Genomic DNA, 11,862 nt, shown 5'->3' with positions numbered 1-11,862 from the left:
CTTGGTCAGTTGAGCATCGCCCGAGCCGCGAACGCCTCCCCCCGCACCCGCTCCGCAGCCCCCTCATCCACCGCGGAAACAACCTCCGCGTACGCCTCCAGCTCCATGGCCCCGGGCACGTAATCCCCCCGCTGGACCAGCAGCTGCGCCCGCTCGTACCGCAGCCGAGCCGGATGCGAGGGCAACAGCAGCGACAACTCGACCGCCCACAGTGAGACATCCGACCGCTCCGGCCGAGCCGCCGCCCACGCCCGCACGTTGTTCAGGATCCGCAGCACCACGTCCAGTGGATCCGCGGGCCGCAGCATCGCCGGGTCGAGCCCCGTCCCCGTCGCCCCGGCGACCAGCACCTCCGCGTCCGCCCCCGTCAGCACCCGCCCCCCGTCGAACGGGTCCGCGAGCACCTGCCCCTCGTCGGGCCCGAACCCGACCACGAAATGCCCCGGCAGAGCCACCCCGTACACCGGCGCCCCGGCCCGCCGGGCCACCTCCATCCACACCACGGACAGCAGAATCGGCAGCCCCCTGCGCCGCGCCAGCACCTCGTGCAGCAGCGAGGACTCCAGCCGCTGGTAGTCGGCCGGGCTGCCGCCGAAACCCATCCGCTCACCGAGCAGCTCCCGCAGGGCGAGGGCCCAGGCCCGCGGCCCGCCGGGACGGTACGGCAACAGCCCGGCCAGCCGGTCCAGCTCGACCTGCGCGGCGTCCAGGCCCGCCTCGTCCAGCTCCCGGTCCGCCTCCGCGCCCACCAGCAGGCACAGCGTCGACAGATCGGGCCGCTCGGACCGGGCCTCTTCGGCGAAGCGCCGCCGCAGCTCGGCGGAACGCTTCGGGGACGGGGGATAGGGGGGACGCATAGCTTGCTGGTGCCCTCTCACGACGATCGGTTACCGGCCGGTGCCGCCGGATTCCGGCGCCCGGTAGTGGTGGTAGGCATGGTGCGCGGCGAAGCCCATCCCGGCGTACAGCTCCCGCGCTCCCGCGTTCTCGGCCTCGACCTGGAGCCACGCGGCCGACGCGCCCTCGTCGAGGGCCCGCCGGGCCAGCGCCGCCATCACGGCCGTGCCCAGCCCCTGCCGCCGCAGCGCCGGATCGACCTCGACGGCGGCGAACCCGGCCCACCGCCCGTCGACGACACACCGCCCGATGGCGGCCGGAGCGGCACCCTCCGTGGCACCGGGCACGGTCGCGAACCACACCGAGGGCCCGCTCCCGAGCACGCGCAGCGCCACCTCGCTCACGCCCCTGCGCTGGTACCGCGCCAGCCACGCCTCATCCGCCTCCCGGGACAGCACGACCCCGGACGGCTCCTCCCGGTCGGCGACCGGCGCCAGCGGCCCGACCCACAGCTCGGCGGTCACCTCCCGCACCCAGCCCCGCGCCTCCAGCTCGGCACACAGCAGCTCCTGCGTGCCCTCGGCGCCGGTCGCGGTCTGGACGTAGGCGGGCAGCCCCCGGTCGCCGTACCAGCGCCGGACGGCGCCGAGCGCCTCGTCGAGCGGCATACCCGGCTCGCCGAGCGGCAGCACCGAATTGGCCCGCCGCGTGAACCCGGACGCGGCCCGCAGCTCCCAGTCCCCGAGCCGCTCGCTCTCCACGGGCCGCCAGGCCCGCGCGGCGACCCGGGTCAGTTCCTCGTACGAGGCGGCCGGACCACGGCGACGCGCCCGAGCGGCGGGCACCACCTTGCCCGCGACCAGCGAGGATTCCGCGATGCGGACACTCTCGCCGCTCCGGCGTGTGATCAGCAGCACACCCTTGTCCCATGATGTGAGAACGCCGACCGTGTCGGTGAACTTCTCACCCGGAACCGCGTGTTCGATCAAGCTCCGTACGGAGACCCGTTTGCCCACGTCAGCAGCGGTGATGGCCACCGTCAGGTGACCGGCGGCAGAGATTTCCACAGGTCCGCACACCCCTCCTGTTCGGATCATGCCCAAGAACGGAGATACTAGGGGCGGGCATCGACGACGCCGCGCTCCCGCGCGCCAGGCGGCGGAGCCTGAGGAGGCCCGCCAGCGCCCTATCGAGGAGGAACGACAGCGTGACCTACGTCATCGCGCAGCCTTGTGTCGACGTCAAGGACAAGGCGTGCATCGAGGAGTGCCCGGTCGACTGCATCTACGAGGGCTCCCGGTCCTTGTACATCCACCCGGACGAATGCGTCGACTGTGGTGCCTGTGAGCCGGTCTGCCCGGTCGAGGCGATCTTCTACGAGGACGACACCCCGGAGGAGTGGAAGGACTACTACAAGGCGAACGTCGAGTTCTTCGACGAGCTCGGCTCGCCCGGCGGTGCCAGCAAGCTGGGGCTGATCGAGCGCGACCACCCCTTCATCGCCGCGCTGCCGCCGCAGGCCTGATCCAAACGAGGCCCTGAGGTCCCGTACGGCGATCACGCCCTGATCGCCGTACGGGGCCGAGGCGTTTGCCCGATGACGGCTCGTACGTACCAGAAAGTGAGCCAGAAACCGTGTCCGCAGTCTCCGAGCGTCTCCCCGCCTTTCCCTGGGACAAGCTGACGCCGTTCAAGGCCACGGCCGCCGCCCACCCGGACGGCATCGTGGACCTGTCCGTCGGCACCCCGGTCGACCCGGTCCCCGAGCTGATCCAGAAGGCGCTGGTCGACGCGGCGGACTCGCCGGGCTATCCGACCGTCTGGGGCACGCCCGAGCTGCGCGACGCGATCACCGGCTGGGTCGAGCGCCGCCTCGGCGCCCGCGGTGTCACCCACCGCCACGTTCTGCCGATCGTGGGCTCCAAGGAACTCGTCGCCTGGCTCCCGACGCAGCTGGGCCTCGGCCCCGGTGACCGGGTGGCCTACCCGCGCCTGGCCTACCCGACGTACGAGGTGGGCGCCCGCCTGGCCCGTGCCGAGTACGAGGTCTACGACGACCCGACGCAGCTGGACCCCGAGGGTCTGAAGCTCCTCTGGCTGAACTCCCCGTCGAACCCCACGGGCAAGGTCCTGTCGAAGGCGGACCTCACCCGGATCGTGGCGTGGGCCCGTGAGCACGGCATCCTGCTCTTCTCCGACGAGTGCTACCTGGAGCTGGGCTGGGAGGCCGACCCGGTCTCGGTGCTGCACCCCGACGTCAACGGCGGCTCGTACGACGGCATCGTGTCCGTCCACTCCCTCTCCAAGCGCTCGAACCTCGCGGGCTACCGCGCGGCCTTCCTGGCGGGCGACCCGGCCGTTCTGAGCCCCCTCCTGGAGATCCGCAAGCACGGCGGCATGATGACGTCGGCGCCGACGCAGGCGGCCGTCGTGGCGGCCCTGAGCGACGACGAGCACGTCCGCGTCCAGCGCGAGCGCTACGCGTCCCGCCGCGCCCTCCTGCGCGAGGCCCTGCTGTCCCACGGCTTCCGCATCGAGCACAGCGAGGCCAGCCTCTACCTGTGGGCCACCCGGGGCGAGTCCTGCTGGGACACCGTCGCCCACCTCGCGGAACGAGGCATCCTCGTGGCCCCGGGCGACTTCTACGGATCGGCCGGCGCCGAGTTCGTCCGCGTGGCCCTGACGGCGACGGACGAGCGGATCGCGGCGGCCGTGCGGCGCCTGTAGCCCCGAAACGGAACACGGCGAAGGGGTCCAGGGAATTCCCTGGACCCCTTCGCCGTGTTCCGGGCCCGGCGTCAGCCGATCGGCAGGCCCTTCGCCGGCAGCGTCTTCGCGGACGGCACGCCGCCCTTCGTCAGGGAGTCCGTCGGCAGACCGCCCTGCGCCGAACCGGCGGCCTCACCGACGAGCTGCCCGGCGGAGCCCGCCGCTTCGCCGGCCGCCTTCTGCGCGACGGGCGTGGCCTTCTTGACCGTCTTGCCACCGAGCTTGCCCGCGGCCGGCACCGCCTTCTTGACGGTCTTGCCGCCGGTGTCACCGGCGGACTTGCTGGCGCCCGTCGCCGCGCCGTCGACGGTGTTGCCGACGTTCGCCCCGTCCAGGGCGGTCAGGCCGCCGAGGTTCGGGTTGGCCGGCAGCTCGGGGGCCGCACTGGCGGAGCCGGCCGCACCGACCCCGGCAGCCGCTCCCGCAGCGACAATGAGCGCGGCACGGGCGATCCGACGGGTCAGGGGGAGGGACATGGTGCTCCTTCGACGGAGAGAACAGTGAGGTTCGTGAAGTGTCCGACCGGCTCCGGGAGTTGATCGACTGGCTGTGGACCGCCCCGGCTCGGACGCAGTGACTACCGCTCGAAGCCCGGGAAGGTTGCGGCGTCGCAACGTAAAGAGTTGGTAATGCGTCGCATTATCGGCTGCGGACAAACGGGCAAAAAGACCCATGCCGGAAAGTCCGCCGAATCCTTCCATCCCTGTACGCCCAAGGGTTTTCACGGATTCCCGGGCAAGGGTGCGAAATCCTGGGCGCACCGTCGCCGCCGAGCCGCGCGGGTAATCCCCAGGGGTGAATTCCCGCACCCCTGCGCGATCCAGGCGCGATCTAGCGCATCGTGACAATACGGACGGCGGCGGTGTCGTCGGCGTCCCGCTCCGCGCCCGCCGTGCCCTTCGCCGCCGGAGCGCGCCACTCGCTGGCGGTGTTCCCGGCGACCCACTCACGCCCCTCGTACGTCACGCGCGCGATGTGCAGCTCGGAGGCGTTGGCCACGGCCCAGTGCGCCAGCTGCCAGCCGCGCTGGTCCGGGTTCCGCCGCGTCGCGGAACTCGTGTCGGGGGTCACCGGCAGCGTCACCGTCCGCCCGCCGGACCCGCCCGTACCGCCGCTCGGGGACGGCGTCGGCGTGGCCGCCGAGGAGCCGCCCACCTGGGCACCGGCCGGCTCCAGCACATCGCGCCCGAAGTCCCGCACGAGCGCCGTACGCACCCCGTCCGGGCCCGTCGCCCGGGTCGCGCCCGGGCGGCCCTCACAGGTCAGCGTGGCCGCGGACTGGCCGGTCAGAGCGGCGGCGAGCAGCGCGGCGTCCGGCTCGTGCTTGGCGTAGGCCTGCGGGAAGCCGCTGCGCTGCACGCGCTGCGCGGCGACGGTGAGGGGCAGCCGGGTGTAGCCGGGCACCTTGACCAGGTGGTCGTAGAACTCGCCGGCCGAGTACGTCGGGTCCAGGATCTCCTCGCGTGTGCCCCAGCCCTGCGAGGGCCGCTGCTGGAACAGGCCGAGCGAGTCCCGGTCGCCGTGGTTGATGTTGCGCAGGCTCGACTCCTGCAGCGCGGTCGCCAGCGCGATGGTCACGGCCCGCTCCGGCAGTCCGCGCCCGGTGCCGACGGCGGTGATCGTCGCCGCGTTCACGGCCTGCTCGGGCGAGAACGCGTACGACGCCCCGTCGCCCTTGCCCGAGACGACCTTGCAGCCCGGTTCGCCCGTGCCTCCGGTGATGTACTGCACGACGAGGTAACCGGCGACCGCGAGGAGGGTCACGAAAGCGGATCCGCATCGGAAGAGGCGGCCACGACGCTTGGGGGAGGACGGCTCTGGCACGCGGTACAAGGTACTGGAGAGTATCGATGCCCATGTGCCCGGTGGGGAGAGAGGGCTCAAGGTCTGGCGCGTTAGGGTCGACGGCATGGCCGACACCTCGCTTGACCTCACGCTGGACGCCGCGGAGCTCACCGCCCGGCTCGTCGACTTCCGCTCCGAGAGCGGCACCGAGAAGCCCCTCGCGGACGCGATCGAGACCGCGCTGCGCGCGCTGCCCCATCTGACGGTCGACCGGTACGGCAACAACGTCGTGGCCCGCACGAACCTGGGCCGCCCGGAGCGGGTGATCCTGGCCGGCCACATCGACACGGTCCCGATCGCGGACAACGTGCCGTCCCGGCTCGACGAGGACGGCGTCCTGTGGGGCTGCGGCACCTGCGACATGAAGGCGGGTGTCGCGGTGCAGCTGCGCATCGCGGCGACGGTCCCGGCCCCCAACCGCGACCTGACCTTCGTCTTCTACGACAACGAGGAGGTCGACGCGGAGCTGAACGGCCTCAAGCACGTCTCCGAGACGCACCCCGAGTGGCTGGAGGGCGACTTCGCGGTCCTCCTGGAGCCGTCGGACGGCCAGGTCGAGGGCGGCTGCCAGGGCACCCTGCGGGTGCTGCTGAAGACCACCGGCGAGCGGGCCCACTCGGCACGCGGCTGGATGGGCTCCAACGCGATCCACGCGGCCGCCCCGATCCTCGCCCGCCTGGCCTCCTACGAACCCCGCTGGCCGGTCATCGACGGCCTGGAGTACCGCGAGGGCCTGAACGCGGTCGGGATCGGCGGGGGAGTGGCGGGCAACGTGATCCCCGACGAGTGCGTCGTCACCGTCAATTTCCGGTACGCGCCGGACCGCACGCCCGAGGAGGCGATCGCCCACGTCCGGGAGGTCTTCGCGGACTGCGGCGTGGCGGAGTTCGAGGTCGTCGACCACAGCGGCGCGGCGATGCCCGGCCTGTCCCACCCGGCGGCGAAGGCGTTCATCGAGGCGGTGGGCGGCACCCCGATGCCGAAGTACGGCTGGACGGACGTCTCCCGCTTCTCGGCGCTCGGCGTCCCCGCGGTCAACTACGGCCCGGGCAACCCCCACCTGGCCCACAAGCGGGACGAGCGCGTGGAGACCGCGAAGATCCTCGCGGGCGAGGAGCGCCTGCGGAGCTGGCTGACGGCCTGATCCCGTCCGGGGCGCCCTCGTGTTTACGGCGCTTTATCGCGGACATGCTCACGTCCCTCGTTCGTAACCCGCGTAGATCTACGCTGAGGCGGAACGACAGGCACGACGGAGGGAGCGCACATGGCGACCGGCAACCCCGAGGGGAAGAAGCAGCCGCCGGAGGAGAAGCGCCTGGGCCCGGTCCTCCGCAGGCGGGACCAGGTGCAGGCCAGCACGACCGACCAGCGGCTGCTGGACGCGGGCGGCCCCTCCGACTGGGTGCACACCGACCCCTGGCGCGTGCTGCGCATCCAGTCGGAGTTCATCGAGGGCTTCGGCACGCTCGCCGAACTCCCGGCCGCGATCAGCGTGTTCGGCTCGGCCCGGACACCGGCGGAGTCACCCGAGTACGACGCGGGCGTCCGGCTGGGCCGGGGCCTGGTGGAGGCGGGCTTCGCGGTCATCACGGGCGGCGGCCCGGGCGCGATGGAGGCGGCCAACAAGGGCGCCCTGGAGGCCAAGGGCATCTCGGTCGGCCTGGGCATCGAACTGCCCTTCGAGCAGGGGCTGAACCCGTATGTCGACATCGGCCTCAACTTCCGCTACTTCTTCGTCCGGAAGATGATGTTCGTCAAGTACGCCCAGGGCTTCGTGGTCCTGCCCGGCGGCCTCGGCACCCTCGACGAACTCTTCGAGGCCCTCACCCTCGTCCAGACCCAGAAGGTCACCCGCTTCCCGATCGTCCTCTTCGGCAGCGAGTACTGGGGCGGCCTGGTCGACTGGCTCCGCGGCACGGTCATCGCCCAGGGCAAGGCCGCGGACAAGGACCTCCTCCTGTTCCACGTCACGGACGACGTGGACGAGGCGGTGGCCCTGGTGTCGAAGGAAGCGGGCCGCTAGCCGAACGGCTCAGGCCAGTCCACGCCGGGCGACGGCGGGTTCCCGATGCCCGGCGATGGACGCCACCATCTCGAGTACCTGCCGCGTCTCGGCGACCTCGTGCACCCGGTACACCTGCGCCCCCAGCCACGCGGACACGGCAGTCGTCGCCAGCGTCCCCACGACCCGCTCCTTGACGGGCCGGTCCAGCGTCTCTCCCACGAAGTCCTTGTTGGACAGCGACACCAGCACCGGCCACCCCGTGGCGACCATCTCGCCCAGCCGCCGGGTCGCCTCCAGGCTGTGCCGGGTGTTCTTCCCGAAGTCGTGCCCGGGATCGATCAGCACCGACTCCCTGGGCACCCCCAGGGCCACCGCACGCTCCGCCAGCCCGACGGTCACGTCCAGGATGTCGGCCACGACATCGTCGTACTGGATCCGATGCGGCCGCGTCCGCGGCTCCGCACCGCCCGCGTGCGTGCAGACCAGCCCCACCCCGTACCGCGCGGCGACCTCGGCGAGCCCCGGATCGACCCCACCCCACGCGTCGTTCAGCAGATCGGCCCCGGCCTCGCACACGGCCTGGCCGACCTCGGCCCGCCAGGTGTCCACGCTGATGATCACGTCGGGGAACCGCCGCCGCACCTCGGCCACGAAACCGACCGTCCGCCGGGCCTCCTCCTCGGCCGTGACCTCCTCGCCCGGCCCGGCCTTGACCCCGCCGATGTCGATGATCGCGGCGCCCTCGGCCACCGCCTGCTCCACGCGCGCGAGCGCCGGCTCGTCGTGGAAGGTCGCGCCCCGGTCGTAGAAGGAGTCCGGCGTCCGGTTCACGATCGCCATGATCACCGGCTCCCGGGGCCCGAATTCCCGCCTGCCCAGCCTGAGCATCCCCTGTGACCTTTCCTGGTACGTCCCCGTCTTCCGCCGCCTGCGACCCTAACTGTCAGACTCGCATGGCACGATCGGAGCCTGACAACATCCGTCTCCGAAGACTCCGAGACATCCGACCGTGGGGGCCCCGCGATGGTTATGTTCCTGTTCCTGGTCGTCGCGCTGGTCCTCGTGGTGGGCGCGGTGACCCTGGCCGTGCTGGGCGGCGGCGAGAAGGGCCCGCTGCCCGAGGCCGCCCCCGAGCAGCTGCGGGACCCGCTGCCCCCGGACCGCCCGGTCGACCGCGCGGATGTGGAGGGCCTCCGCTTCCCGGTCGCCGTCCGCGGCTACCGGATGGGGGACGTGGACGACGCCCTCAGCCGCCTCGGCGCCGAGCTCGCCGAGCGTGACTCCCGTATCGCGGACCTGGAATCGGCCCTGGCCGGCGCCCGGGCGGCCGCCCCCCACGGCCCGGTGTCCCCGGAGCACCACGCGTCCGCGGAGAACCACGTGTCCATGGACAAGCCCGGTCCGCGACAGGAGGACCGGCCGTGAGCGACGGCGCAGCCCTCCCCGGCCCGGACGGCGCGCCGCGCTGCCCCTGGGCCCTGTCCGCCCCGGAGTACGTGGCCTACCACGACGAGGAGTGGGGCCGCCCGGTCCACGGCGACGACGCCCTCTACGAACGTCTCAGCCTGGAGGCCTTCCAGTCCGGCCTGTCCTGGATCACGATCCTGCGCCGCCGCCCCGGATTCCGTGCCGCCTTCGCCGACTTCAAGATCGCCTCGGTGGCCGCCTTCACCGACGAGGACCGCGAGCGCCTGCTGGCCGACGCCGGCATCATCCGCAACCGCGCCAAGATCGACGCGACGCTCGCCAACGCGCGCGTGCTGACCGAGTGGGCCCCGGGCGACCTGGACGAGCTGATCTGGTCCCACGCCCCCGAGCCGGGCCCCCGCCCGGTCCCGAAGGCGCTCTCCGACGTCCCGGCGGTCACCCCCGAGTCGACCGCCCTGTCCAAGGCGCTGAAGAAGCGGGGGCTGCGATTCGTCGGCCCGACGACGGCGTATGCGCTGATGCAGGCGTGCGGCCTGGTCGACGATCACCTGGAAGCCTGCGTTGCCAGAGGCGCCCTTTAAGGGGCGCGGGGCTGAGTCGATCTGCGGCTCCGCCGCGGGGCGCGACCAGCCACAGCGGACCCGCACCCCTGGACGGCGCTACAGCCCTGCGCTCACCGCCCCAGGTACTTCGGCTTCTCCTTGTTGACGAAGGCCTGCACCGCGATCGCGTGGTCCTCGGAGGACCCCGCCCGCGTCTGCAGCTCGTCCTCCTTCTCCAGGGTCTCCGCCAGGGAGTGCGTCAGCCCGTAGGCCACCGCCTCCTTCAGTGCCGCGTACGCCACCGTCGGACCCTCGGCCAGCGCCCGTGCCACCTTCTCGGCCTCCGCGCGCAGCTCGCCGGCGGGCACCAGGCGGTTGGCGATGCCGAGCTCGTACGCCTCCTGCGCGCTGATGCTCCTCGGGAAGAACAGCAGGTCGGCCGCCCGGCCGGGGCCGATCACCCGCGGCAGCGTCCACGAGATCCCCGAGTCGGCGGTCAGCGCCACCCCGGCGAACGAGGTGTTGAACGCGGCCGTGTCCGCCACGATCCGGTAGTCCGCCGCCAGCGCGAAGCCGAAGCCCGCCCCGGCCGCCACGCCGTTCACCGCGGCGACGACCGGCTTCGCCGCCTCGGCCAGCGCCCGCACGATCGGGTTGTAGTGCTCCCGCACCGTGTTCATGGTCTGCCGCGAACCGGTCTCCCGGTCCTCGACCAGCAGCCCGATGTGCTCCTTGAGGTCCTGCCCGACGCAGAACGCCCGGTCACCGGCGGCGGTCAGCAGCACCGCCCGCACGGCGGCGTCGTCCGCCGCGGACCGGACCGCCTCCCGCAGGGCGACCTTGGCCTCCACGTTCAGCGCGTTCATCGCCTCGGGGCGGTTCAGCGTGATCGTCGCGAGCCCGTCGCTCACCTCGTAGAGCACGGTGTCGGCCATCGCGTATCCCCTCCGTGTCGCTGCTCGGGGACCTACCGGCCGGTAGGTCCCGGTTCTGCAGGACAGCATGACGGAGATCGCCGACCGGTGGCCGCACCGGACGTGTGACCTGCGTCAAAGAATTCTCACCCGTTTTCGTTCGGCGGATGTGTGTGCGGTGGCGGAGTATCGCAGCCACTTCGCCGAATTGAGTGGTTTTGCTCGCGTGCGTTGCCCAAGCGATGCCTACTGATGTTGGTCATCGGGTCCTGGGATGCGGGATAATGGCTTGGAAGCAATGTGTTCGATGCCGGTGTCGCGTGTCCTGCTCAGGGCCGCACGTGTGCCCTTCTGGGGGCCGACGGCTTTGACGATGAGCTGGGTTTCAGGAAGGGGAACGAGCATGGCGGCCATGAAGCCGCGGACGGGCGATGGCCCGCTCGAGGTGACCAAGGAGGGGCGGGGCATCGTCATGCGCGTTCCGCTCGAAGGCGGCGGTCGGCTCGTCGTCGAGCTGACCCCGGACGAGGCCGACGCGCTGGGCGATGCCCTCAAGAAGGTCGTCGGCTGAAGCGCAAGCGACCGTACCCTTTCAGCTGCCCCGGCATCACGTGTGGTGCCGGGGCGGTTGTTTTCTCATCAACTTCCGTCTGCCCCGGCTTCCGCTCCGCTAACGTGCGATCCGGCTAGCGTTTCACCGCGCACAGCAGTCCGTCGCCCACCGGCAGCAGTGACGGGACCAGCTCCTGGCTCTCGCGCACCGTGCGCAGCAGCTCCCGCAGGCGCAGCACCTCCGTGGGCTGCGGTCCGGAGTCCACCGTCCGGCCGTTCGCGAAGGCGCCCTCGAAGACGACGAGCCCACCGGGGCGCAGCAGCCGCAACGATTCAGCGAGGTAGTCCATGACCTCGAGGCGGTCACCGTCGCAGAACACGAGGTCGTAGCCGGAGTCCGCGAGGCGGGGCAGCACGTCCAGGGCGCGGCCCGGGATGAAGCGGGCCCGGTTGCTGGCGAAGCCCGAGGCGCGGAAGGCCTGGCGGGCGAACTGCTGGTGCTCCGGCTCGGGATCCACGGTCGTGAGCACTCCGTCGGGCCGCATACCGTGCAGGAGATGGATCCCGGAGACACCGCAGCCGGTCCCGATCTCCGCGACGGCCTTCGCGTCGACGGAGGCGGCCAGCAACCCCAGCGCGGAGCCCGTGCCGGGCGTCACCGAGCGCAGCCCTGCGTCACGGGCCCGGTCACGGGCCCAGCGCAGTGCGTCGTCCTCGGCGACATAGGCGTCGGCGAACGCCCAGCTCGTCTGCCGGTTGCCGGTAATGACCCTCTCCTGTCCCCGTGAATGCCTGGGCGTGACTGTATCCGTTGGGTGCGGGAACCCGCAGATGGGACCGGTCGTTTAAAGGGATGAGCGAGCGGCGCGGGCCGGGACGGGGAGCACGCAGTGGACGAGGACACCGAGCAAGTGTCGTCGCAGCAGTACGAGGCGTATCAGCCCAGATCAAATTCTCGTAAAACCGCTTA

14 protein-coding genes are annotated in these 11,862 nt (G+C 71.8%); 7 read left to right on the top strand and 7 right to left on the bottom strand.

The annotated features are described in order from the left end of the window. Positions 1–5 precede the first annotated feature (5 nt). Both ACZ6I3_RS21035 and ACZ6I3_RS21030 read right to left on the bottom strand, forming a co-directional pair. Positions 6–857, bottom strand: a complete 852-nt coding sequence (locus tag ACZ6I3_RS21035; RefSeq protein ID WP_469416411.1) for a transglutaminase family protein — start codon at positions 855–857, stop codon at positions 6–8. 30 nt (positions 858–887) lie between these two features. After that, positions 888–1,904: a GNAT family N-acetyltransferase gene (locus tag ACZ6I3_RS21030; RefSeq protein WP_469416410.1), complete on the bottom strand. Its 1,017-nt coding sequence runs from the start codon at positions 1,902–1,904 to the stop codon at positions 888–890. A 140-nt stretch (positions 1,905–2,044) separates the two neighbouring features. On the opposite strand from ACZ6I3_RS21030, the gene fdxA reads away from it, so the two are divergent. Both fdxA and ACZ6I3_RS21020 read left to right on the top strand, forming a co-directional pair. Then, positions 2,045–2,362 (top strand): ferredoxin, encoded by a 318-nt coding sequence (fdxA, locus tag ACZ6I3_RS21025; protein WP_010047804.1) that lies wholly within the window; start codon positions 2,045–2,047, stop codon positions 2,360–2,362. A gap of 110 nt (positions 2,363–2,472) precedes the next feature. Beyond that, positions 2,473–3,564, top strand: coding sequence for a bifunctional succinyldiaminopimelate transaminase/glutamate-prephenate aminotransferase (locus ACZ6I3_RS21020; RefSeq protein ID WP_469416408.1), 1,092 nt, complete (start codon positions 2,473–2,475; stop codon positions 3,562–3,564). A 71-nt stretch (positions 3,565–3,635) separates the two neighbouring features. On the opposite strand, the gene ACZ6I3_RS21015 is transcribed toward ACZ6I3_RS21020, so the two are convergent. After that, a complete protein-coding gene (locus ACZ6I3_RS21015) occupies positions 3,636–4,082 on the bottom strand; it encodes an ATP-binding protein (protein ID WP_469416407.1) in 447 nt (148 codons plus the stop codon). Positions 4,083–4,437: 355 nt separating this feature from the next. Then, positions 4,438–5,430 (bottom strand): VldE C-terminal domain-containing protein, encoded by a 993-nt coding sequence (locus ACZ6I3_RS21010; RefSeq protein ID WP_469416406.1) that lies wholly within the window; start codon positions 5,428–5,430, stop codon positions 4,438–4,440. A gap of 85 nt (positions 5,431–5,515) precedes the next feature. Here ACZ6I3_RS21010 and dapE point away from each other — a divergent pair, with 85 nt between their 5' ends. After that, on the top strand, positions 5,516–6,595 hold the full coding sequence (gene dapE / locus ACZ6I3_RS21005) for a succinyl-diaminopimelate desuccinylase (protein ID WP_469416405.1): 1,080 nt from the start codon (positions 5,516–5,518) through the stop codon (positions 6,593–6,595). A 120-nt stretch (positions 6,596–6,715) separates the two neighbouring features. After that, complete coding sequence (locus tag ACZ6I3_RS21000) at positions 6,716–7,474, top strand: LOG family protein (RefSeq protein ID WP_469416404.1); 759 nt, start codon at positions 6,716–6,718, stop codon at positions 7,472–7,474. 9 nt (positions 7,475–7,483) lie between these two features. Here the strand turns inward: ACZ6I3_RS21000 and folP are convergent, their stop codons facing one another. Next, positions 7,484–8,344 (bottom strand): dihydropteroate synthase, encoded by an 861-nt coding sequence (folP, locus tag ACZ6I3_RS20995; protein WP_469416403.1) that lies wholly within the window; start codon positions 8,342–8,344, stop codon positions 7,484–7,486. Between the two features lie 135 nt (positions 8,345–8,479). On the opposite strand from folP, the gene ACZ6I3_RS20990 reads away from it, so the two are divergent. Together ACZ6I3_RS20990 and ACZ6I3_RS20985 are read left to right on the top strand one after the other, a co-directional pair. After that, complete coding sequence (locus ACZ6I3_RS20990) at positions 8,480–8,881, top strand: DivIVA domain-containing protein (protein WP_469416401.1); 402 nt, start codon at positions 8,480–8,482, stop codon at positions 8,879–8,881. Then, positions 8,878–9,465, top strand: a complete 588-nt coding sequence (locus tag ACZ6I3_RS20985) for a DNA-3-methyladenine glycosylase I (RefSeq protein ID WP_469416400.1) — start codon at positions 8,878–8,880, stop codon at positions 9,463–9,465. Before ACZ6I3_RS20990 ends, ACZ6I3_RS20985 begins: the two co-directional genes overlap by 4 nt. 92 nt (positions 9,466–9,557) lie before the next feature. Here ACZ6I3_RS20985 and chcB read toward each other — a convergent pair whose 3' ends face one another. Continuing rightward, on the bottom strand, positions 9,558–10,361 hold the full coding sequence (gene chcB / locus ACZ6I3_RS20980; RefSeq protein WP_469416399.1) for a 2-cyclohexenylcarbonyl CoA isomerase: 804 nt from the start codon (positions 10,359–10,361) through the stop codon (positions 9,558–9,560). A 382-nt stretch (positions 10,362–10,743) separates the two neighbouring features. On the opposite strand from chcB, the gene ACZ6I3_RS20975 reads away from it, so the two are divergent. Beyond that, positions 10,744–10,911 (top strand): DUF3117 domain-containing protein, encoded by a 168-nt coding sequence (locus tag ACZ6I3_RS20975; RefSeq protein WP_003966491.1) that lies wholly within the window; start codon positions 10,744–10,746, stop codon positions 10,909–10,911. Positions 10,912–11,026: 115 nt separating this feature from the next. Here the strand turns inward: ACZ6I3_RS20975 and ACZ6I3_RS20970 are convergent, their stop codons facing one another. Continuing rightward, positions 11,027–11,725, bottom strand: a complete 699-nt coding sequence (locus ACZ6I3_RS20970) for an O-methyltransferase (protein ID WP_391099892.1) — start codon at positions 11,723–11,725, stop codon at positions 11,027–11,029. Positions 11,726–11,862: the final 137 nt, after the last annotated feature.

The sequence above is a fragment of the Streptomyces sp. NPDC041940 genome (assembly GCF_055589465.1).
Note: the sequence above shows the minus strand (reverse complement) of the source record. Positions and strands in the feature narration are given on the sequence as shown.